At 54.7% G+C, this 22,315-nt stretch carries 18 protein-coding genes; 8 read left to right on the forward strand and 10 right to left on the reverse strand.

The genetic code is table 11. The features are described 5' to 3' along the window. Window positions 1–276: 276 nt before the first annotated feature. Entirely contained in the window at window positions 277–1,896 is a 1,620-nt protein-coding gene (gene pckA, locus EPIR_RS16505) for a phosphoenolpyruvate carboxykinase (ATP) (RefSeq protein ID WP_023656614.1), read from the forward strand. Window positions 1,897–1,936: 40 nt separating this feature from the next. Here the strand turns inward: pckA and envZ are convergent, their stop codons facing one another. Continuing rightward, the gene (gene envZ / locus EPIR_RS16510) at window positions 1,937–3,286 is read right to left on the reverse strand and encodes a two-component system sensor histidine kinase EnvZ (RefSeq protein WP_023656615.1); all 1,350 of its coding nucleotides are present in this window, start codon (window positions 3,284–3,286) and stop codon (window positions 1,937–1,939) included. Then, window positions 3,283–4,002 (reverse strand): osmolarity response regulator transcription factor OmpR, encoded by a 720-nt coding sequence (ompR, locus tag EPIR_RS16515; RefSeq protein ID WP_001157751.1) that lies wholly within the window; start codon window positions 4,000–4,002, stop codon window positions 3,283–3,285. Before ompR ends, envZ begins: the two co-directional genes overlap by 4 nt. A 289-nt stretch (window positions 4,003–4,291) precedes the next feature. Between ompR and greB the strand changes: the two genes are divergently transcribed. The 3 genes from greB to EPIR_RS16530 all read left to right on the forward strand — a co-directional run bounded on the left by greB (window position 4,292) and on the right by EPIR_RS16530 (window position 9,112). After that, on the forward strand, window positions 4,292–4,771 hold the full coding sequence (gene greB, locus EPIR_RS16520) for a transcription elongation factor GreB (RefSeq protein WP_048697966.1): 480 nt from the start codon (window positions 4,292–4,294) through the stop codon (window positions 4,769–4,771). Between the two features lie 126 nt (window positions 4,772–4,897). Further along, window positions 4,898–7,225 (forward strand): Tex family protein, encoded by a 2,328-nt coding sequence (locus tag EPIR_RS16525; RefSeq protein ID WP_023656618.1) that lies wholly within the window; start codon window positions 4,898–4,900, stop codon window positions 7,223–7,225. A gap of 198 nt (window positions 7,226–7,423) precedes the next feature. Next, the gene (locus EPIR_RS16530) at window positions 7,424–9,112 is read left to right on the forward strand and encodes a sugar phosphorylase (protein WP_023656619.1); all 1,689 of its coding nucleotides are present in this window, start codon (window positions 7,424–7,426) and stop codon (window positions 9,110–9,112) included. Between the two features lie 59 nt (window positions 9,113–9,171). On the opposite strand, the gene bioH is transcribed toward EPIR_RS16530, so the two are convergent. Beyond that, a complete protein-coding gene (gene bioH / locus EPIR_RS16535; protein WP_023656620.1) occupies window positions 9,172–9,945 on the reverse strand; it encodes a pimeloyl-ACP methyl ester esterase BioH in 774 nt (257 codons plus the stop codon). Window positions 9,946–9,979: 34 nt separating this feature from the next. On the opposite strand from bioH, the gene gntX reads away from it, so the two are divergent. Together gntX and nfuA are read left to right on the forward strand one after the other, a co-directional pair. Beyond that, entirely contained in the window at window positions 9,980–10,663 is a 684-nt protein-coding gene (gntX, locus tag EPIR_RS16540; RefSeq protein WP_023656621.1) for a DNA utilization protein GntX, read from the forward strand. 58 nt (window positions 10,664–10,721) lie between these two features. Further along, a complete protein-coding gene (gene nfuA, locus EPIR_RS16545) occupies window positions 10,722–11,297 on the forward strand; it encodes a Fe-S biogenesis protein NfuA (protein ID WP_012442903.1) in 576 nt (191 codons plus the stop codon). A 94-nt stretch (window positions 11,298–11,391) separates the two neighbouring features. Here nfuA and EPIR_RS16550 read toward each other — a convergent pair whose 3' ends face one another. After that, window positions 11,392–12,633 (reverse strand): hypothetical protein, encoded by a 1,242-nt coding sequence (locus EPIR_RS16550; protein ID WP_023656622.1) that lies wholly within the window; start codon window positions 12,631–12,633, stop codon window positions 11,392–11,394. A 470-nt stretch (window positions 12,634–13,103) separates the two neighbouring features. Here EPIR_RS16550 and EPIR_RS18460 point away from each other — a divergent pair, with 470 nt between their 5' ends. Continuing rightward, window positions 13,104–13,298 (forward strand): ogr/Delta-like zinc finger family protein, encoded by a 195-nt coding sequence (locus EPIR_RS18460; protein WP_338043470.1) that lies wholly within the window; start codon window positions 13,104–13,106, stop codon window positions 13,296–13,298. 240 nt (window positions 13,299–13,538) lie between these two features. Here EPIR_RS18460 and malQ read toward each other — a convergent pair whose 3' ends face one another. The 5 genes from malQ to glpE form a co-directional block, all read right to left on the reverse strand. Next, complete coding sequence (gene malQ, locus EPIR_RS16555) at window positions 13,539–15,608, reverse strand: 4-alpha-glucanotransferase (RefSeq protein WP_023656625.1); 2,070 nt, start codon at window positions 15,606–15,608, stop codon at window positions 13,539–13,541. A gap of 12 nt (window positions 15,609–15,620) precedes the next feature. After that, window positions 15,621–18,023: a maltodextrin phosphorylase gene (gene malP, locus EPIR_RS16560; protein WP_023656626.1), complete on the reverse strand. Its 2,403-nt coding sequence runs from the start codon at window positions 18,021–18,023 to the stop codon at window positions 15,621–15,623. Window positions 18,024–18,227: 204 nt separating this feature from the next. Next, entirely contained in the window at window positions 18,228–18,986 is a 759-nt protein-coding gene (locus EPIR_RS16565; RefSeq protein WP_023656628.1) for a DeoR/GlpR family transcriptional regulator, read from the reverse strand. A gap of 71 nt (window positions 18,987–19,057) precedes the next feature. Beyond that, window positions 19,058–19,870, reverse strand: a complete 813-nt coding sequence (gene glpG, locus EPIR_RS16570; RefSeq protein WP_023656629.1) for a rhomboid family intramembrane serine protease GlpG — start codon at window positions 19,868–19,870, stop codon at window positions 19,058–19,060. Between the two features lie 100 nt (window positions 19,871–19,970). Continuing rightward, window positions 19,971–20,294 carry a thiosulfate sulfurtransferase GlpE gene (gene glpE, locus EPIR_RS16575; RefSeq protein WP_023656630.1) on the reverse strand — a complete coding sequence of 108 codons (324 nt, stop codon included), beginning with the start codon at window positions 20,292–20,294 and terminating at the stop codon, window positions 19,971–19,973. Between the two features lie 226 nt (window positions 20,295–20,520). Between glpE and glpD the strand changes: the two genes are divergently transcribed. Continuing rightward, window positions 20,521–22,026 carry a glycerol-3-phosphate dehydrogenase gene (gene glpD / locus EPIR_RS16580; protein ID WP_023656631.1) on the forward strand — a complete coding sequence of 502 codons (1,506 nt, stop codon included), beginning with the start codon at window positions 20,521–20,523 and terminating at the stop codon, window positions 22,024–22,026. 49 nt (window positions 22,027–22,075) lie between these two features. On the opposite strand, the gene EPIR_RS16585 is transcribed toward glpD, so the two are convergent. Continuing rightward, window positions 22,076–22,309 (reverse strand): hypothetical protein, encoded by a 234-nt coding sequence (locus tag EPIR_RS16585; protein WP_157037544.1) that lies wholly within the window; start codon window positions 22,307–22,309, stop codon window positions 22,076–22,078. Between the last annotated feature and the right edge of the window lie 6 nt (window positions 22,310–22,315).

The raw sequence follows: 22,315 nt of genomic DNA on the forward strand, positions 1-22,315 counted from the left end.
CCCTGTTTCCGACAGTAAAACCCCGTATTGCCACTCTTTATGACCGCCCCCCCCGGTACTTTAGTGACATAAGTGTCAATGTTCATCATGCCTTTCACTTAATCACGCGCAGGTTCTCATTTCTTCCGTTTGCCTCTTTTTCTTCAAGCTGACACGTGTACACTGCGCGCCATCTTCACAACCCCCATATGTAAACAGTGGGTTAGCGCGGCAAAGACCTGAAACGCCCCCTACCCTTTATGTGCAGTACAAAAAAACCGAGAAAGGAGCAGTAACATGCGTAATAACGGCCTGACCCCGCAGGAACTCGTCGCTTATGGCATCACTGATACGGTTGAAGTCGTTCATAACCCTGATTATGACATGCTGTTTGAGGAAGAAACCCAGCCCGGTTTAAGCGGCTATGAGCGTGGTATTGTCACGGCGTCGGGCGCTGTCGCAGTGGATACCGGCATTTTTACCGGCCGCTCACCCAAAGATAAATACCTGGTTCGTGATGAAACGACCCGTGACACGCTGTGGTGGAGCGATCAGGGTAAAGGCAAGAATGACAACCAGCCGCTCACACAGGAGACCTGGCAGTCACTTAAATCACTGGTCACACGGCAGCTATCCGGCAAACGCCTGTTTGTCGTCGACACCTGGTGTGGCGCGAACCCCGACAGTCGTTTGAGCGTGCGCTTTATTACCGAAGTGGCCTGGCAGGCACATTTTGTGAAAAACATGTTTATCCGCCCGGACGATGAAAGTCTCGCCAGCTTCGAACCCGACTTCGTGGTGATGAACGGCGCAAAATGCACCAATCCTGACTGGCAATCGCAGGGGCTACATTCGGAAAACTTCGTCGCCTTTAACCTGACGGAGAAAATACAGCTGATTGGCGGCACCTGGTACGGTGGCGAGATGAAGAAAGGGCTGTTTGCCATCATGAATTATCTGCTACCACTGAAGGGCATCGCTTCTATGCACTGCTCTGCCAACGTCGGTAGTGATGGCGATGTCGCGGTCTTCTTTGGTCTCTCCGGTACTGGAAAAACCACGCTATCCACCGACCCACAGCGCCAGCTGATCGGCGACGATGAGCACGGCTGGGATGATGACGGCGTATTCAACTTCGAAGGCGGCTGTTACGCCAAGACCATCAAGCTATCGCCACAGGCGGAGCCGGAGATCTATCAGGCCATCCGCCGCGATGCGTTGTTGGAGAACGTGGTGGTGCGCGACGATGGCTCCGTCGATTACGATGATGGCAGTAAGACCGAGAATACCCGCGTCTCCTATCCGATTGACCATATCGACAATATCGTCAAACCGGTTTCCAAAGCGGGTCATGCGAAAAAAGTGATCTTCCTGACCGCCGATGCTTTCGGCGTGCTGCCGCCGGTTTCTCGCCTGACCGCCGATCAAACTCAGTATCACTTCCTGTCCGGCTTTACCGCCAAGCTGGCCGGCACCGAGCGCGGCGTGACCGAACCGACGCCAACCTTCTCCGCCTGCTTCGGCGCGGCATTCCTGACGCTGCATCCAACACAGTATGCTGAAGTGCTGGTGAAACGCATGCAGGCCGCAGGAGCCGAAGCCTGGCTGGTGAATACCGGCTGGAACGGCAGTGGAAAACGTATGTCGCTGAAAGATACCCGGGCAATTATCAATGCCATTCTTAGCGGTGAGATCGCCCATGCGCAGACTTCAACGCTGCCGATCTTCAATCTGGAAATGCCGGACTCATTGCCTGGCGTAGACAGCAAGCTGCTTGACCCGCGTAACAGCTACACCAGCGAAGCGGCATGGGATGATAAGGCGCGCTCACTGGCACAACGTTTTATCACTAACTTCGATAAGTTTACCGACACGCCTGCCGGTGAGGCCCTGGTTCAGGCTGGGCCTAAGCTCTAAGAAACTGGTCGGCCTGTGATGGGCCGACCCGCTTCTTATATTATGCCACCGGGCCTGCTGGCAGGCTGGCATGCGGAAGCGGCAGATAGGCACGAATACGTAATCCACCCTGTTCACTGCTGTCGATCTCCAGCGCTCCGTGATGGGCATCGATAATACGTTGTACTATCGCCAGCCCGAGTCCGGTGCCGCTAGTACTCCGGGCGCTGTCACCGCGCACAAACGGTTGAAGCAGGTGCTGTAACTGATCCGGTTCAATGCCAGGCCCGTTATCCTCGACCTGGAACCACGCGCGCTGCAACTCACTCCCGGAACTGACTTTTATCCAGCCATTGCCATAGCGCGCGGCATTTACCACCATATTCGCTACCGCACGCTTGATCGCCAGTGGGTTAATATCCAGCATCAGCTCACCGGGCAGCACCGCATTTTCAATCTCACGCTCGTAGCCGCTCTCCGCCGCGACCACCTCACCCAGTACGCTGTTCAGGTCGGCACGTTCAAACTGCATCTCCTGGCCGGTGCGCAGATAGTCAATAAACTGCTCGATAATGGCATTGCACTCTTCGATATCTTTATTGATCGACTCCGCAAGATAACCATCCTGCTCTGCCATCATTTCAGTGGCCAAACGGATGCGTGTCAGCGGGGTACGCAAATCATGGCTCACCCCGGCCATCAACAGAGTACGGTCATCGGCCAGCTGCTTCACGCCGGATGCCATCTGATTAAACGCGCGCGTTACGGAACGCACCTCGGAAGCACCATACTCACGCAGCGGTGGGGGAATATTCCCTTTCCCTACCTGTAACGCCGCATGCTCCAGCTCCACCAGCGGGCGGTTCTGAATACGGATAAACAGCCAGGCACCGCCTATCGCCAGTAGCATTATCGCCAACGTGTAGCGGAACAACGGAGAGAAGTCGCCCTGGTGGATCTCGGTCAGCGGCACACGCACCCAGATATCCGGCGACAGCCAGGTTTTCAGCCAAACCACCGGCGAGTTCTTATTCACCTCAACGCGCACATCAGTCGGGCCGCCAAGCTGCTGTCCCATCTGCTGGCTCAGGAATTCATAGTGCTGCGCCCAGCGCAATCCGCTCTCATCCGCCGCCGCGTTGGTATACAGCGAAATACCTAACTCGCGGTAAATTTCACGACGGAATGCCGGTGGCACCTCCAGTTGGGTGCCATCTTCCAGCTGCAACCGGTCGGTCATCAGCATACGCACTTCATAAGCCAGCACTTTATTGAACTGCTGCAAACTCGGCAAAATCGCAAAGTTCAGTACCACCAGGTAAGTCGTTACCAGGCTGACGAACAGCAAGGTAACGATCAGCAACAGCGTACGGGCAAATGAACTACGGGGAGAGAAGCGGAGTCGCCTCATGCTTTACTGCCGTCCGGGACGAAAACGTAGCCCAGACCCCAGACGGTCTGAATATAGCGAGGATGAGCCGGGTCCTCTTCCACCATACGGCGCAGGCGGGAGATCTGTACATCAATGGAACGTTCCATCGCGCTGTACTCACGACCGCGCGCCAGATTCATCAGCTTGTCACGCGACAGCGGTTCACGCGGGTGGCTTACCAGCGCTTTCAGCACCGCAAACTCACCGCTGGTCAGTGGCATTGGCTCATCTTCCCGGAACATCTCACGCGTACCGAGATTCAGCTTGAATTTGCCGAAGGCAATCACCGCCTCTTCCTGAGAAGGCGCGCCCGGCAGCTCATTGGCCTGACGGCGCAGCACGGCGCGGATACGGGCCAGCAGCTCACGCGGGTTAAACGGTTTGGGGATGTAGTCATCCGCGCCGATTTCCAGCCCGACAATACGGTCAACTTCTTCTCCCTTCGCCGTCACCATGATGATCGGCATCGGGTTGCTCTGGCTGCGCAGACGGCGGCAAATGGACAGGCCATCTTCGCCAGGCAGCATCAGGTCCAGCACCATCAGGTGGAAGGATTCGCGCGTTAACAGGCGATCCATCTGCTCTGCGTTTGCCACGCTGCGCACCTGAAAGCCCTGTTCGGTCAGATAACGTTCCAGCAGTGCGCGCAGACGCATGTCGTCATCGACCACCAGAATTTTGTAGTTTTCTTGCATTTCGCTACTCCCAACGGCGCTATTGCCTGAGTCTGTATTTTCAAAAAAGATGCCTGAATGTAACAGTCAATTATGGTTTATATTGTAGCTGAAATTGTTACAAAGCATATTAAACAGCAGCTTATCTTTCATCAGAGGGGCAAAAACCGTTTAAATGTACCCGCCCCGGCAACGGTATTTTCCATGACAAACAACCAGTAACGTGATGGCAAAATGGGCGACGGCGTATTTGCATCCCTGCACCCAACGCAACACAATAGCGGCAAAACCCGATAAAAGATGGCTGACGATGAAAACCAAACTGATTACACGCGAAGGCTACAATTTGCTCAAGCAGGAACTGGATTTTCTCTGGCGTGAGGATCGCCCGGAGGTAACCAAAAAGGTGACCTGGGCGGCCAGCCTCGGTGACCGCAGTGAAAATGCCGACTACCAGTACAATAAAAAACGCCTGCGTGAGATCGATCGCCGGGTGCGCTATTTGACCAAATGTCTCGAGCAGCTGCGTATTGTCGACTACTCACCGCAGCAGGATGGCAAAGTTTTCTTTGGTGCCTGGGTCGAGGTCGAAAATGAGGACGGCGACATCAAGCGTTTTCGCATCGTCGGTTACGATGAGATTTTTGGCCGTAACGACTATATCTCTATCGACTCGCCGATGGCGCGCGCCCTGCTGAAAAAAGAGGTCGGCGATGCCGCCACCGTCTTTACCCCGGCAGGTGAAGTGCTGTGGTATGTTAACGACATCAGCTACGTAGCACAGCCCTGATACCCAGACCAGCACGCCCCGCCGCCTGCCACTATCCGGTAATCTGAAAGTTAAACCGCGTCTGGCATTATGCGGCGGCAGTCCGTATAACTGGTGCCAATTTCTCAAGCCATAAAGTATCAAAACATGATGAAAGATTCGCTAAGTCGCCTGATTGCAAATGAGTTGCAGGCCAGGGAAGAACAGGTTGAAGCCGCCGTTCGCCTGCTGGACGAAGGAAATACCGTGCCGTTTATCGCACGTTATCGTAAGGAAGTGACCGGTGGGTTAGATGATACCCAGCTGCGCCAGCTGGAGACCCGTTTGGGTTATCTGCGTGAACTGTCCGATCGCCGCCAGTCGATTCTGAAATCGATTGCCGATCAGGGCAAGCTGACCGACGAGCTAACTGACGCCATCAATGCCACGCTCAGTAAAACCGAGCTGGAAGACCTTTATCTGCCGTACAAACAGAAGCGCCGTACGCGCGGGCAGATTGCCATTGAAGCGGGCCTGCAACCGCTGGCCGATACGCTGTGGCAGCAGCCGGAGAATCACCCGGAGCAGCTGGCAGCAGAGTATATCAACACGGATAAAGGCGTTGCTGACAGCAAGGCGGCCCTCGACGGCGCGCGTTATATTCTGATGGAGCGCTTCGCAGAAGATGCGGGGCTGCTGGCTAAAGTGCGCGACTATCTGTGGAAAAATGCCCATCTTGTCTCCCGTGTGGTTGAAGGGAAAGCAGAGGAAGGCGCAAAATTCCGCGACTACTTTGACCATCACGAAGCGTTGTCGACGGTGCCTTCTCACCGTGCGCTGGCGATGTTCCGTGGCCGTAACGAAGGCATCTTACAGCTGGCGCTGAATGCCGACCCGCAGTTCGATGAGCCGCCGCGTGAAAGTCACGGCGAACAGATTATCAGCGATCATCTCAACCTGCGCCTGAATAACGCCCCGGCGGATAGCTGGCGCAAGGCGGTGGTGAGCTGGACCTGGCGTATTAAGGTGCTGCTGCATCTTGAGACCGAGCTGATGGGCAGCGTGCGCGAACGTGCGGAAGATGAAGCGATTAACGTCTTTGCCCGCAACCTGCACGACCTGCTGATGGCGGCCCCGGCCGGGATGCGTGCCACTATGGGCCTCGATCCGGGTCTGCGTACCGGGGTGAAAGTCGCGGTGGTGGATGCAACCGGGAAGGTGGTAGCCACCGATACCATTTATCCGCATACCGGTCAGGCGGCGAAAGCGGCGGCGGCTGTGGCGGCGCTGTGCACGAAACATCAGGTTGAGCTGGTCGCTATCGGCAACGGCACCGCCTCACGCGAGACCGAACGTTTCTACCTCGACGTGCAGAAACAGTTCCCGCAGGTACAGGGGCAAAAGGTGATCGTCAGTGAAGCGGGCGCATCGGTCTATTCCGCTTCCGAGCTGGCCGCGCTGGAGTTCCCTGACCTTGACGTGTCGCTGCGTGGCGCGGTGTCCATCGCCCGTCGTTTACAAGATCCACTCTCCGAGCTGGTGAAAATCGATCCGAAATCGATCGGCGTGGGTCAGTATCAGCATGATGTCAGCCAGAGCCAGCTGGCGAAAAAACTGGATGCGGTGGTGGAAGACTGCGTGAACGGCGTCGGCGTGGATCTTAACACCGCCTCAGTGCCGCTGCTGACCCGGGTAGCTGGCCTGAGCAAAATGATCGCCCAAAATATCGTTAGCTGGCGCGACGAGAATGGCCGCTTCCAGAACCGCCAGCAGCTGCTGAAGGTGGGCCGTCTTGGGCCGAAAGCCTTTGAGCAGTGCGCCGGCTTCCTGCGTATCAGCCAGGGCGATAACCCGCTGGATATTTCAACGGTTCACCCGGAAGCCTATCCGGTGGTCGAGCGCATTCTCGCCGCGACCGAGCAGGCGCTGAACGATCTGATGGGTAATCCTTCGGCCCTGCGCGACCTGAAAGCCGTGGATTTCACCGACGAGCGCTTCGGCGTGCCGACCGTCAGCGACATTATCAAAGAGCTGGAAAAGCCGGGTCGCGATCCGCGCCCTGAGTTTAAAACCGCACAGTTTGCTGACGGCATCGACACCATGAACGACCTGCTGCCTGGGATGGTGCTGGAAGGATCGGTGACCAACGTCACCAACTTTGGTGCCTTTGTCGATATCGGCGTTCATCAGGACGGTCTGGTGCATATCTCCTCGCTGGCCGATAAATTTGTCGATGACCCGCACAAGGTGGTGAAAGCGGGAGATATCGTCAAGGTGAAGGTGATGGAAGTCGACCTGCAACGTAAACGTATTGCCCTGACCATGCGCCTTGACGAGCAGCCGGGTGAAACCAACGCCCGTCGCGGCGGTGCTAATCACGCGGCTAATGAGCGCTCCCGCCCGGCGAAAGCCGGTAACAAGCGCCCTGCCGCCCAGAGCGCGGGAAACAGCGCAATGGGTGATGCGCTGGCAGCCGCCTTCGGCAAGAAAAGCTAATCTCACCGGGCGGGCCTCCCGGCCCGCCCTTTGTCACCCTGCCGCTTTACCCGCCACTCTTGTCAGGTTGTGATTTTATTATCAGCATCTACAGTGAGAAATAATCTGTGGGTTTTCTCCTGTGGGCACCGTCTGTCCCCCTGACAATCAGCGTTGCCGCCGATGCACCTGTAATCTGACGAATAACGGGTAAAGATAATGAGTATTATCAATAAGTTGATAGATGAAATTTACGACTCCACTTTCCCACCGGTACGCCTGCAACAGCTGCATAATCTGATTACCGCTGCCCGCACACGGGCCCACCCGCCGCGCAAAGCGCACTGGGATGAAAAAGACGTGGTGTTGATCACCTACGCGGATCAGTTTCGTGAAGATAATGCCCCCACCCTGACCACCTTCTCACGCTTTTACCGACAGTATTTACAATCCAGCTTTAACCTGGTTCACCTGCTGCCCTTTTTCCCCTCGTCGTCAGACGATGGCTTTGCGGTAATTGACTATCACCAGGTGAATCCACCCTACGGCGGCTGGCAGGAAATCGACGCACTGCATCAGCACACGCGCCTGATGTTTGACTTCGTTTGTAACCATATGTCCGCACACAGCGCCTGGTTTGCCCACTACCTGGCGCAAGATATTGGCTGGGATGACTTTTTTATCAGTCAGCCTCCCACGACTGATTTATCTGTAGTGACCCGCCCACGCACCTCACCTTTACTCACGCCGTTTGTGATGGCAGACGGAGAGACGCGCTTTATCTGGACCACATTCAGCGCCGACCAGGTGGATCTGAATTATGCGAATCCCGACGTGCTGCTCAATATGGTCAAAGTGCTGCTGGATTATTTGCAGCGGGGAGCCGATTATCTGCGGCTGGATGCGGTGGGCTATATGTGGAAGACCCCGGGCACGGCGTGCATCCATCTGGAGAAAACCCACCTGCTGGTGAAGCTGTTCCGCGCCATCATCGATAGGGTGGCAGCGGGGACGGTGCTACTGACCGAAACAAACGTGCCGCATCATGACAATATCCGCTATTTCGGCAACGGCCACGATGAGGCACAGATGGTCTATCAGTTCCCGCTGCCGCCGCTGGTGCTGCACGCCATCCACCGGGGTTCATCATGCGCACTGCGCCAATGGGCATCCTCACTTGACGGCGGTGGCGGTAGCACCACCTTCTTTAATTTTCTTGCTTCTCATGACGGTATCGGCCTGAATCCCCTGCGCGGCATTTTGCCTGAAGGCGAAATTGTTGCGCTGGCGCAAGATCTGGCGCGGGAGGGGGCGCTTATCTCTTGGAAAACGGATCCTGATGGCACCACCAGCCCCTACGAAATTAACGTCACCTGGCTGGACGCGCTAAATAAAGCCCAGGATGACGATGATATTCGCCTGCAACGCTTTTTGCTGGCTCACGGCATACTGCTGGCTTTTCCTGGCGTTCCGGCGGTCTACGTGCAGAGTATCCTTGGCTCGCGCAATGATAGCGAGGGCGTCAGAGTGACCGGACAAAACCGGACGATCAATCGTCAAAAATATGCGCTGTGCGATATCCGCCAGGCGCTGGCCGTGACGGGCTCCTTACGCCAGCGGATCTATACCACACTCAGTCAGCTGATTCAGGTGCGTATTGGTCAGTCTGCATTCCATCCGGACAATCCCATGATCCTTGTTGACAGCGATAATGCGCTGCTGGTGATGCAAAGGCAGGCAAAAAACCCACAGGATACGCTATGGTGCGTGTTTAATGTGAGCGCCAGGCCGGTCAGTTACCGTCTGCCCGAACCGCGTGGGTATCACGATGTGATCAGCGGCGAAAAAATCGAGGGTAATGAGGCGCTGGTGCTGGGCGCATGGCAATTCCGCTGGCTAAAAACCTGAAATCGCTCACTGTTGAGCAGGACAGCGCCAGCATGACGGACATGCCAGCCGCTGCTTGACTAAAGCAACGTGTCGCTAAACGCTATCACCCGTTCGCAGAACGCCTGCGGATGAGAGATAAACGGCGCGTGTGCCGCCCGGTCGATGATATGGCTATGGCTGGTGGGCCAGGCTGCGTCCAGTAGCGGGGCGATTTTGCGCGGCACCAGCCCGTCCAGCGCGCCGTACAGACGCAGCAGCGGCATCGTTAATCCCTGCATCGCCTGGCGCAAATCGGCGGTACGCAGGATCTCCAGACCGCCGTTAAGCACTTCTGCCGTTGGCATGGGTTGATCCAACACCACGCTTTTCAACATGCGGGCATCCTGACGGGCGCTGTCACTTCCCAGCGTTTGCAGCGCGAGAAAACGCTCAACGGTGCGCTGAAAATCCTCACTCAGCTGCTGCTGGAAGCCGCTGAGCGTTTCCGCCTTGATCCCCGGCCATTCAGGCTGCGCGCTGAAGCAGGGCGATGAGGCCACGCTAATCAGCCCGCTCACCCGCTGCGGATGGCTCAAAGCCAGCTGGCTGGCTACCAGCCCACCCAGCGACCAACCGAGCCAGATGGCCCGCTCCGGGGCCTGCGGCAAGATGGCTGCCACCATTTCATCTAATGTCATCGCCGGGAACCCCTGGCTGCGACCGTAGCCGGGCAGGTCCACCAAATGCAGACAAAAATGTGCGCCGAGTCGCGCGCTGATGCTATGCCAAACTGCGGCATTCAGTCCCCATCCGTGCAGCAGCACAAGATGGCGATCTCCTTGCCCGATAGTCTCCCAATGAAGCGCGGTCATGGGTTATGGTCCTGTTTTTGCCAGTGAGATCACCATGCTATCAATACCGGCAGGCTGTTGGCTATGCGCGATGCCGCTGACTTTCGCCATACACGGGCTGTGCAACGTCTGTCTGCGTCTGCTGCTGGTGCGTTCCGCCTGCTGCCAACGCTGCGGCTTACCCTCATACACCGCCAATCATGACTGCGGTCGCTGTCTGCGCCATCCTCCACCGTGGCAACATCTGATTGCCGTATCGCCGTGGCAGCCACCGCTTAGCCAGCTGGTCAACCGGCTGAAGTTTTATCGAGACACCGCACTTGCGGTCATGCTGGCGCGGTTATTACTGCTACGCTGGTTACAGCGGCGTCACGAAACCGGGCTTCGGCGTCCCGATTTACTGCTCACGGTGCCGTTGCATCACCACCGGGCGTGGCGGCGTGGCTATAATCAGTTAGAAGATATGGCGCATCGTCTTGCACACTGGATTCCCTGCCGCTATCTGCCGGATGCTATCAGGCGGGTACGAGCGGCAAAAATCCAGCATCGCCTGGGCGCACGGGCGCGGCGTAAAAATTTACGTGGTGCTTTCCGTCTTGAAACAGCGGTGTGTGGGTACCATATCGCTCTGCTGGATGATGTGGTCACCACGGGCAGTACCGCTGCTGAAATCAGCCGGATTTTACTGGCCAACGGCGCTGCCAGCGTCGAGATATGGTGCCTGTGCCGCACCTTGTAGAGCAGCGGTGATGGGCGTATTATAACCAACGAAATTAGTCAACTATTGAGCAATCGCCATGATCCTAATTACCGACTCTGCACAAGAGCACTTCGCAAAACTGCTGTCAAAGCAGGAAGATGGCACCCAAATTCGCGTATTCGTTATCAATCCGGGTACACCTACCGCCGAGTGCGGCGTCTCCTACTGTCCACCCGATGCAGTAGAAGCAACCGATACTGAACTGAAGTTTGACAAGCTGTCGGCGTTTGTCGATGAGCTGAGCGCCCCTTATCTGCAAGATGCTGAAATCGACTTTGTTACCGACAATCTTGGTTCTCAACTGACGCTGAAAGCACCTAATGCCAAAATGCGTAAAGTCAGTGACGATGCCCCGCTGATTGAGCGCGTAGAGTATCTGTTGCAGGCGCAGATCAACCCGCAGCTGGCCAGCCACGGCGGTAAAGTTTCTCTAATGGAAATCACCGATGAAGGTTACGCTATCCTGCAATTTGGCGGCGGCTGTAACGGCTGTTCAATGGTCGATGTCACCCTGAAGGAAGGCATTGAGAAAGAGATGCTGGCCGCGTTCCCGGAATTGAAAGGCGTACGCGATCTGACCGAGCACCAGCGCGGTGAACACTCGTTCTACTGACAGAGTGTGTATGGGGCCGATATTCTGGCCCCCTTTATGATTTCCCACGTTTGACGCCGCTGCAACATGTCATTTAAGAAATAAATATTAAATATCAAATATCAAATATCAGGCTATTATCGTTGCCACCTTGCGGATTCAGGCTATATCTTTCTGGTGTACAAAACCCCGTCAGGTTGCCTTCCCCATATAGCCCTTCGACAAAGATGATACTATTCTTCGCTGAAAAATAGCCATTCCCAGAATTATTCAGGGATTGTGCATTAACAATGTTAAATTTACTGCCAATAGTACAGTGGAACCCGTCACCGCCATTATTTTGACTGGTGACGTTAAAACCCGACATCACACCAAAAATGTCACATTTAAAACCATCATTAGTATTTTTTTCGCTGACCACATAAGTAATATCAATAAGAGAGTTCCTGTCACTAAGAACACCTATATTATTATTTACGCAGTACGCGCCGTTTGCACCGATAAAACCATTGTATGTTGCATAGATACCGGCCTCATTGAAACTGAAGGTGGAATCATATTCACCAATCTTGTTGCACTCAATGCTGCCGCCCCAGGATAAGACACCATACATGTTGGAGGATGCCGAAACACCATGAGCCCATACGCTACCGCTGGACAGTGCATAATAACCCGCCTTTAAATTGCCATTGGAGATGGCATATTCGCAGGACAAAAAACCGCCAGACTCAGCACAAAATCCAAAACCCAGCCCTTCAGGATCGTGAGCCGTATCGTAAGCTTCAGCACAGGAGACTTTAATACTGGCAGCAAATGCATGATATGCGGCATCACCGGCATAATAAACTTTGATTCCACCGCCCTGCTTACCATCTTTAGGGGCTGTTTCATTCGTGATAAATGCACCGTTCATGGCTCTTATGCCATAATACATTTTTTCAATCACTATTTCCCCGCCTAAGGTAACCATGCTGTTTACCGCTCGGATCCCAGAACCATAGCAATCTTCATTCCATTGCCCCTTACTGATAAAACCGCGCTGTCCCCTGATAGTAAAGCCATTAAGCCATGATACACCACAGCCGTTGCTGAATAGAAAACCATCCACACTGTTGCTGTTATCAACGTTGATAACACATTTAGAAGGATCTGATTCATTACCTCTTATCGTCAGTCGATCTGAATATATCACTTCAGATCGAATGGGAGAGGATATCTCATACTCACCGTCAGATACCCATATATCAACACCCGAAACGATTACCTTACCTTTCAGAAAATCAAGCGCCTGCTGAATAGTGTCATATTGCTCAGGAACCCGAATTGATAATCTGTCATAAATAAAATCATCACTCATATTAACCTCGATAAATTTATCTCCACTGGCTTTCAATAGTGGATTTAGAAATAAGTTTCGTTACCTTGATTTTATGTCCGTACTTTCCCGGCATCAACGTGAATTCACCATCTATTCCGTTATAAAGGGGCCCGTAATAATTTCCCATATCAACAGGTCGCCGTTTACATGATAAGTCTGATTATCTAAAGCAAGAAAATCATTACGCATCCAATCGTCCGCTGTTCAGGTTAGACGTGTATAAAACCGCAAAAAAAAGAATGCACAAAGAGAAAAGCTTTGGATAAACAACCACACAACAAAACAGAGAAATATAATAAAGAAATGTTGTGTGGCAATGAAAACAACGAAAAAACATACCATCAAATTTGTCAGTCATTAATTATCCATTCACCTGTAACCGATCATTGAATAATTTCACTCATATGGTCAGCACTTCAACCCCAATAGAGATCAGGTGAAAAATTATGATGCGTTGCCCAATTTGTAATAAATCAGCACATATTCGGACCAGCAGATATCTGACAGAGCAAACAAAGGAGTCATACTATCAGTGCCAGAACATCACCTGTTCATGCACTTTTAAGACAATTGAGAGCATTTCGAAAATTATTTCATCCCCGCTGCAAACTCAGGAGTCAATGATAAGTCAAGGGGCCAGGTGAGAACCATGAGAATGGCGACTAAAAAAAACGCGTAATTATGACGACAGGCGATAAGCCAGCCGTAGATAGTGTTTTTTTAAATATGGCCATATTTAAAAAAACACACAATACATGAATGGCAGATCGCCATAAAACCCTATGGAGTATTTGGCTTTTATTGATACCAAAAGAAAAGGAGAACCCGGCGCAGGGTTTTTATCTCCATCCTTCGCCGGGCACAAGATGACGACAAACATGACATTAGCCTTTGCGGCGGGCGTTAATGTCCTTGAGCAGACGGTTAATGCTGGCGTCAGCGAACATCACCGCCTGCGTCACGCTAAGCTTGCGTCGCCAGTTAGGATACTGGTCGGTGGTGCCCGGCACATTGACCGGCTTTTCCATATCTAACCAGTCCTCGGGCTGCAAGCCGAGCAGCGCGCTGTCGCTGGCGGCGATAAAACGCTGCATACCGCGATTCAGTCGCGCCGACATGGCCATATTAGCCGCCACTTTACCGCTGCTTTTGGCTACGCACCCCGCACGATGCAGTGCATCCAGCAGCGCCTGCTTTTTCCGCGCCCGGTCGGTAAATAATTCGCCGAGTATCTGTTTATCCGGGTACAGCCCCAGCGTTTCACCCAACGTTAGATCCCCTTCGTTCCAGAAACCGCGCAGCGTGGGCAGGTCGTGGGTTGTGGCGCTGGCCATTGACTGACGTGGCCAGGCGTCAGGTGAACGGTAACGCCCCGACGGCTCCTGTTCAAAATAGAGGACTTTCCAGGAATAGATGCCGCTATCGCGCAGCTTGCTGACGATCTGCGGTGGAACAGTGCCGAGATCTTCACCAATCACCATGCACTGCTGGCGTTCGCTTTCAAGGGCAAGAATGGCGATCAGATCGTCCACCGGGTAGTGAACATAGGCTCCCAAATTGGCGGTTTCATCGTAAGGTATCCACCACAGGCGCAGCAGCGACATCACATGGTCAATACGCAGCGCGCCGCAGTTGATCATATTCGCACGCAGCATATCAATAAAAGGCTGGTAACCCCGCGCGACCAGCACATGCGGATCCATCGGCGGCAGCCCCCAGTTCTGCCCCTGCGGGCCGAGAATATCCGGCGGCGCGCCTATCGATGCATCAAGACGATACAGTTCGCGGTCGCACCAGGTTTCCGCCCCGCCCTGCGCCACGCCAACCGCCAGGTCGCGGTACAGCCCGATCGACATGCGATGCTGCTGGCAGCACTGCCAGCACTCGGCGAACTGGCGGTCGGCCAGCCATTGTAGCCACAGCCAGAAGCGCACCTCATCAGCGTGCTCATCCCGGAACCGCTGCACCGCGTCACTATGGCCGTGCTGCCAGGCTTCCGGCCAGACCGGCCAGCCCCAGCGCTGCGGGTCTTCTTTCAGCATTTGCCCGTGGAGAGCGTCATAGGTGGCCTGGTCGACCAGGCTTTGCCCGCCATCGCGAATAAACTGCTCGAAGTCAAGGCGGGTTGAGTCCTGCTGCTCACGCTGCGAGAACTGCTGCCAGGCGTAGCGCAATCCGTGAATTTTGAGTTCGCCCACCGTGGCATAATCCACCCAATCAGCCTGACGCGCCTTCTCCAGCCGCTGGCGGGTATTTTTCTGCTGCCACCAGCGCTGCCCGGCCTGGCTCTGGTGAAAGTCGGCAACCGCCGCCACGTCGATGTAGATCACGTTAAGCCAGCGGCGCGATGAGGGACTGTATGGGCTGGCGCTTTCCGGGATAGCAGGGTACAAGGCGTGGATCGGGTTAAGCCCGATGAAAGAGCCGCCGCGTACGGCAATGTCACTGACCATGCGTTTCAGATCGCCGAAGTCGCCTATCCCCCAGTTCTGCTCCGAGCGCAGCGTGTAGAGCTGCACAATCGCGCCCCACAGCTTATCTCCTTGCCTGATGACGGCGGGTTCGTGGCAGCGTTGCGGTGCCACAATGATCCGGCATGCCCACTGCTTCTTTCCCTGGCTAAGCAGCAGCTGATGATAGCCATTAGGCAGATTCCTGGGCAGCGTCAACATTTCCCCGGCGGTGACGCTGCCGCTAAACGTCTTACCCCCCTCGCTGTTCAACCGCCATTGATAATCGCCTTTGCCGCCAATCTGTAGTGGCTTAATATGCTTTTGTAGCAACACCTTACAGGGGGGCAGAGGCGCATGGCTGGCTTTTTGCGGCGCAGGCATTGCCGCCAGCAGCTTTTCACATGTCGCCTGACTGACGGCCTGCTCCTGACCGCCAGCATTGATCCAGGTCGTGGCAATCCCGGCCTTTGCAGCGGCCTGTTCAACCTTTTTCGCACTCATCGCCGTGCTCCTCTACCTCTTGGCCTGCCAGATACGCTGCTGATAATCGCCAATTGAGCGGTCAGAGCTGAACATTCCGCTGCGGGCAGTATTCAGGATTGCCGTACGCGTCCAGGCCTCCTGGTCACGGTACAGCGCGTCGACCTGTCGCTGCGCGGCGCAATAGTCGGCGAAATCGGCCAATACCAGCCAGGGATCGCCGCCTTTGCCCAAACTGTGCAGCAGCATATCGAACGCGTGCTTATCGCCGTCGCTGAACAGCCCTTTTTCTAACTCTTTCAGCAGGCCGTCGAGATGCTTGTCCTTCTTACGCAGCTTGAGCGGATCGTAACCCCCAGCCTTTAGCGACTTCACCTGCTCCACCGTATTGCCAAAGATAAAGATATTCTCCGCGCCCACCTGTTCGGCGATCTCAACGTTGGCACCGTCAAGCGTGCCGATAGTCAGTGCGCCGTTCAGTGCCAGCTTCATATTGCCGGTGCCGGAAGCCTCATAGCCGGCGGTAGAAATTTGCTCGGAAAGATCCGCCGCCGGGATCATCAGCTCGGCAGCGGTAATACGATAGTCAGGAATGAACACCACCTTCAGCCTGTCGCCAACCAGCGGATCCTGATTGATCTTCTCCGCCACTTTATTTATGGCGTAGATAATATTTTTCGCCAGGGCGTAGCCCGGCGCAGCCTTGGCACCGAACAGAAAGACGCGCGGCACCACATCCAGCTGCGGGTTGTCGCGCAGCCGCTTATAGAGTGAAAGGATATGCAGCAGGCCGAGATGCTGGCGCTTGTACTCATGCAGGCGCTTAATCTGTACGTCGAACAGCGCCTCCGGGTTGACGACAATACCGGTACGCTCTGCGATATATGCCGCCAGCCGCTGTTTGTTGGCCTGTTTGATCTGGCGATACTGCTGACGAAACGCTTTGTTATCAGCAAATTTCTCCAGTCCCCGCAGCGCATCCAGTTGGTTCACCCACTCAACCTTGAGCGTACTGTCGATAAGCCCCGCCAGCGCCGGGTTGCACTGCTTCAGCCAGCGTCGTGGGGTGATACCGTTGGTGACGTTGTGGAATTTTTCTGGCCACAGCTGGTGATATTCCGGGAACAGGTCTTTTACCACCAAATCCGAATGCAGTGCCGCCACGCCGTTAACGGCAAATCCGCTCACCACGCAGATATTCGCCATGCGCACCTGCTTATCATGTATCAGCGCCAGTTTCGCCCAGATCTTTTCATCACCCGGCCACTGCTTGTCGACCTGTACCTTAAAGCGGCGGTCGATCTCTTTGATCAGGGTAAAATGGCGCGGCAGCAGGCTACGTAGCAGCTTTTTATCCCAGCGCTCAAGCGCTTCCGGCATCAGGGTGTGATTGGTGTAGGCAAAGGTCTTGCTGACGATCGTCCAGGCTTCGTCCCATTCCAGCTGATGCTCATCCAGCAGCACACGCAGCATTTCGGGAATGGCGATCGTAGGATGGGTATCATTCAGCTGGATCACTTCAAAATCGGGCAGCTGCTGGATTGTGCGCCCGGCAAGATGATGACGGCGCAGAATATCCGCTACCGAGCAGGCGCACTGGAAATACTGCTGCATCAGGCGCAGACGCTTACCCTGCTGGTGGTTATCGTTCGGATACAGCACTTTCGTCAACTTCGCGGCATCAATACCCTGATGTTCTGCCTGCAAAAATTTGCCGTCATTAAAGAGGGTGAGGTCGAACGGATGGGCGTGCGTGGCCTGCCACAGGCGCAGCGGCTGTACCACGCCGTTGCGATAGCCGGTTACCGGCAAATCCCAGGCTTCGCCGCGCAGGATAAACGCCGGTTGCCAGCGGAAACCGCCGCTATCGTTCTTCACCACCTCCCCGCCAATGCCAACATCCACGTCCAACGCGGCATTATGGCTAAACCACGGGTAGCGCTCACGCTGCCAGTCATCCGGTGCTTCCTGCTGTTTACCGTTGACAAACGACTGGCGGAACAGGCCGTACTGATAGTTAAGGCCGTAGCCGGTGGCCGACTGCCCCACCGTCGCCATCGAATCGAGATAGCAGGCGGCCAGTCTTCCCAACCCCCCGTTGCCCAGCGCCGGGTCGATCTCTTCTTCCAGCAGTTCACCGAGATCGCGCTGATGACCGGCCAACACTGCCTTCACCTCATCGTACCAACCGAGGTTGAGCAGGTTATTGCCCGTCAGGCGGCCGACCAGAAATTCCATTGAGATATAGTTGACATGACGTTGATTTTTCGCCGTTTTTGCCGCAGGCCGGGCCGCCAGCAGTTCTGCCAGAGCGCTGCTTATCGCCTGCCACCACTGATGTGACGTCATTTCGCTGGCGCTGGCGTAGCCCAGCTGCTGCCAATGGCGGGTCAGGGCTGACTCAAAACGGGTCTTACTGAATTTCTGTTGCGGCATACCGTCCCTCGCGAATAGTTAGGTACAGCTGAAGATGTGAGCACAAACACTTTACAGTTAAGACAGCAAAACGGATAAAAGCTCATTGCGGAAGGCAATGAGCGAAAAAAAAGCGGAAAAAGTCCCTTTTTCCAGGCAGGAAGCCCGGATGGCCTTCACCCACACGCCTGCGCCGGGAGTGGGTGATCAGATGATGGCGTTCGCCTAACACAACTCCAGATGAACGTTATGCAGCTCAATGGTTTTCATCACGCTGGCAGGCGGCATTTGGTCTGTAAACAGGTAGTCAATCAACCCCATATTTCCCAAATTCACCATCGCGTTACGACCAAATTTCGAATGGTCGGCAACCAGCATCACGCAGCGGGAGTTTTCGATAATCGCACGCTTGGTGCGCACTTCGTGATAGTCGAAATCCAGCAGGGAACCGTCCAGATCAATACCGCTAATTCCCAGAATGCCATAATCAAGGCGGAACTGAGAGATATAATCCAGCGTCGCCTCACCCATAATTCCACCGTCGCGGGTGCGCACTTCACCACCGGCAAGGATCAGACGGAAGTCGGGCTTCGCCATCAGCAGCACCGCCACGTTGAGGTTATTGGTTACGATACGCAGATTATTGTGGTTCATTAGCGCATGGGCCACCGCTTCCGGCGTGGTGCCGATATCAATAAACAGCGAAGCGCCATCCGGGATCTGGCTGGCAACCCGTTGGGCGATGCGCGCTTTTTCCAGCGACCACATCATTTTACGATCCTGCCAGGCGCTATTTTCTGATGTGGAAGGTAAGGCCGCACCACCGTGATGGCGCTGAATTCGGTTCTGTTCCGCCAAATCATTTAAGTCGCGGCGAATGGTCTGTGGGCTGACGGCAAAATGCTCCACCAGCTCCTCGGTACTGACATATCCCTGACGCCGCACCAGGTCGATGATGGCGTCATGACGTTGTGTCTGCTTCACAAACTTCCCCTTTTCCCTTTCTCCTGCACGCCACAAGCGGCTGCCCGACATGTGCAGAGACTATCGGCAATTTACCGCCGACGCGTATCGACAAAAGCCATCGCCAGTCCGACCAGCAGGCCGGTGACATGAGCCGCATTGGCTATCGACAGCCCAAACCAGCCGAAATAACCCACCAGCAGCCAGAGAACCGCGAAAGCCATCAGCCCGCGCGGCAAAAAGATGCCGCTGTCGGGATCGCGCTCGCCACGCAGCCAGCTGTAGCCCATCAGGGCATAGACCACCCCGGAAAGCCCGCCAAACAGCACGCCGCTGAATTTCGCCTGCATCCAGCCGCTAAGCAGTGCCGAAATCAGCATGATGACAAATAATTTACCACTGCCGAGGCGTTTTTCCAGCGCGCCGCCGAGATACCAAAACCACATCAGGTTAAACATGATATGCAGCAGGGAAAAGTGCAGTAGCGCATGGCTGAACCAGCGCCACAGTTGATAATGCTGCGTTTCATCCGGCCATGACAGCAGGCTCATCACCGCCTGGTCGCCCATCACCTGCATCAGGATAAATACCAGCACGCAGGCGGCTATCACCGACAGCGACAGCGGCCCTGCGCGGCCACGCAGATTAGCCAGCAGCGAAGTATGCTGATAATGAATGCCGCTATCGGTGGTGCCGGAGTGCCAGCTTGCTGCCTGATAGCGCGCATGATTGGGGTCGCGAATAAACTGATTAAGTTCGTTTTCGACCACGCTAAGCTGCGATTCGTCATCCAGCCACAGCGTATAGCCGTCATCGCGCTCAATGCGTAACCTGATACCACGTGTGGACATATAGTCGACAAACGCCTGCGCCGGGCGAAGATGAGTGAAATGGGTAATGCGCATAATCGAACGGCTTCCTTTATTTCAGTCGGATAGTGTGGGGCAGTATAGCGGCTTCATCCGGCAAGTTGCAGGGTAAACGTCACGCTGCCCCGCACGGCTATCACTGCGCACTAACCTGCTGTGGAAAAGCCATGCGCCAGGCGTCGAAGCCACCATCAATGCTGTAGGCGGCGCTAAAGCCCTGACCTAACAGGTACTGTGCGGCCCCCTTGCTGCTGTTACCGTGATAGCACATAACCAGCACCGGGAGCGACAGATCGCTTTGCGCAAGAAACTGGGGAAGTGATTCATTGCTCAGGTGAAAGGCACCGCTGGCATGTGCGGCGGCAAAGCTTTGTGCATCGCGAATATCGACCAGCAATGCCTTATCGTCTGCCAGTTTCTGCTGCGCCTGCTGGATGTTAATGCACTCAAATTGTTCCATAACGGGTTCTCATCAAAGCGAAATAGCGCCCATTGTAGCCTGAAGCGGGCACACAATAACCCGTACAACGACAGGGTTAAAACGTTTTAATTTGCTAAAAATATGTTACCTGCATCACGCATAATTGTTTTTATCCGGTTAACGCTGGTATCAATGTTGGTTTGCGACTAATATAATGCTCGAAAACGAACATTAGTAACAGATTCCGAATAGCGGAGGAGATGACGTGGAAACCAAAGACCTGATCGTAATCGGCGGCGGCATTAATGGAGCCGGCATCGCGGCTGATGCTGCCGGACGCGGACTGTCGGTGCTGATGCTGGAGGCGCAAGATCTCGCCTGCGCCACCTCCTCCGCCAGTTCAAAACTGATCCACGGCGGCCTGCGCTACCTGGAACACTATGAATTCCGCTTGGTGAGCGAGGCGCTGGCCGAACGCGAAGTGCTGCTGAAAATGGCACCGCATATTGCCTTCCCAATGCGCTTCCTGCTGCCGCACCGCCCCCATCTGCGCCCGGCGTGGATGATCCGCGTTGGCCTGTTCATGTATGATCACTTGGGCAAACGGACCAGCCTGCCAGGCAGTAAAAGCGTGCGTTTTGGCTCAGACTCAGCACTTAAACCTGAAATCGTGCGCGGTTTCGAATATTCTGACTGCTGGGTAGACGATGCTCGTCTGGTCGTGCTTAACGCGCAAGAGGTTGTGAAACGTGGCGGCGAAGTCCGCACCCGCACCCGCGTCACGCGCGCCTGGCGTGAAAATGGCCTGTGGATGGTTGAAGCCGAAGATATCGACAGCGGCAAAACCTTCACATGGCGTGCCAAAGGTCTGGTTAATGCCGCCGGCCCGTGGGTAAAACAGCTGTTTGATGACAGCCTGAAACTCAAGTCGCCGTATGGTATTCGCCTGATCAAGGGCAGCCATATCGTCGTGCCGCGCATTGGCACGCAGAAGCAGGCCTATATTTTACAGAACGAAGATAACCGCATCGTATTTGTTATTCCGTGGATGGATGAGTTTTCGATTATTGGCACCACCGACGTTGAATATAAGGGTGATGCGCATCATGTTAAAATTGACGATAACGAGATCAATTATCTGCTCAAGGTGTTTAACGAACACTTTAAGAAGGATCTGTCCCGCGACGATATCGTCTGGAGCTACTCCGGCGTACGCCCACTGTGTGATGACGAGTCAGACTCCCCACAGGCGATAACCCGCGATTATACGCTGGATGTGCATGACGATGATGGTCAGGCCCCGCTGCTGTCGGTGTTCGGCGGTAAGCTCACCACCTATCGCAAACTGGCAGAACATGCGATGGAGAAATTAAGCAAATACTATCCGCAGGCGGGAGCCGCCTGGACCAAAAGCTGCGTGCTGCCGGGCGGAAACTTTGCCGGCACGCGTGACGATTACGCCATCAGCCTGCGCCGCCGCTTCCCGTTTATCAGCGCCGAGATGGCGCGGCACTATGCGCGTACCTACGGCAGCAACAGCGAACAGTTGCTGAAAGAGGCGACCAGCCTGGCCGACTTGGGTGAACTGTTTGGCCATCATTTCTATGAGGCCGAGCTGCGTTACCTGGTGGAGAATGAGTGGGTTCGCGTCACTGATGATGCTATCTGGCGTCGTACCAAAGAAGGCATGTGGCTGAACGACGCGCAGCAGGCACGCGTTGGTGAATGGCTGGCGCAACACGCCAAACCTCTGCTGTCGCTGGCATCCTGAGGAGATTGGGCGGACCAATACATCAACGGCCGCCCTTTAACCCCGAACACTAGTTATCCAACTTCAACAATTGCTTATTAATCTCTGCTAATTCCACCCCGATCTCCTTTATCATATTGAGATTGTGCTTATTAAGGTAGGCTAATTGAGCATCACGCTCTGCCCCCTCCCCGTAAGTTTCAAGCGTTAACTTAATATTATATTCAATTTTTTGTTGTAATATTTTCAACTCTCCCTCACGTTCCTTTTTCTCATTCACAAGCTCTTCACGTTTATTTTTCAATGGAGC

The sequence above is a fragment of the Erwinia piriflorinigrans CFBP 5888 genome (genome assembly GCF_001050515.1).
GTDB classification, from domain to species: domain Bacteria; phylum Pseudomonadota; class Gammaproteobacteria; order Enterobacterales; family Enterobacteriaceae; genus Erwinia; species Erwinia piriflorinigrans.

Coding starts and splice junctions, on each gene's coding strand:
- greB (WP_048697966.1), top strand. CDS start 4,292: ATGAAAACCAAACTGATTACACGCGAAGGCTACAATTTGCTCAAGCAG.
- glpG (WP_023656629.1), bottom strand. CDS start 19,870: ATGCGCATTACCCATTTCACTCATCTTCGCCCGGCGCAGGCGTTTGTC.
- EPIR_RS18460 (WP_338043470.1), top strand. CDS start 13,104: ATGCGTTGCCCAATTTGTAATAAATCAGCACATATTCGGACCAGCAGA.
- ompR (WP_001157751.1), bottom strand. CDS start 4,002: ATGCAAGAAAACTACAAAATTCTGGTGGTCGATGACGACATGCGTCTG.
- nfuA (WP_012442903.1), top strand. CDS start 10,722: ATGATCCTAATTACCGACTCTGCACAAGAGCACTTCGCAAAACTGCTG.
- pckA (WP_023656614.1), top strand. CDS start 277: ATGCGTAATAACGGCCTGACCCCGCAGGAACTCGTCGCTTATGGCATC.
- envZ (WP_023656615.1), bottom strand. CDS start 3,286: ATGAGGCGACTCCGCTTCTCTCCCCGTAGTTCATTTGCCCGTACGCTG.
- bioH (WP_023656620.1), bottom strand. CDS start 9,945: ATGACCGCGCTTCATTGGGAGACTATCGGGCAAGGAGATCGCCATCTT.
- gntX (WP_023656621.1), top strand. CDS start 9,980: ATGCTATCAATACCGGCAGGCTGTTGGCTATGCGCGATGCCGCTGACT.
- EPIR_RS16550 (WP_023656622.1), bottom strand. CDS start 12,633: ATGAGTGATGATTTTATTTATGACAGATTATCAATTCGGGTTCCTGAG.
- EPIR_RS16525 (WP_023656618.1), top strand. CDS start 4,898: ATGATGAAAGATTCGCTAAGTCGCCTGATTGCAAATGAGTTGCAGGCC.
- malP (WP_023656626.1), bottom strand. CDS start 18,023: ATGCCGCAACAGAAATTCAGTAAGACCCGTTTTGAGTCAGCCCTGACC.
- glpE (WP_023656630.1), bottom strand. CDS start 20,294: ATGGAACAATTTGAGTGCATTAACATCCAGCAGGCGCAGCAGAAACTG.
- EPIR_RS16530 (WP_023656619.1), top strand. CDS start 7,424: ATGAGTATTATCAATAAGTTGATAGATGAAATTTACGACTCCACTTTC.
- malQ (WP_023656625.1), bottom strand. CDS start 15,608: ATGAGTGCGAAAAAGGTTGAACAGGCCGCTGCAAAGGCCGGGATTGCC.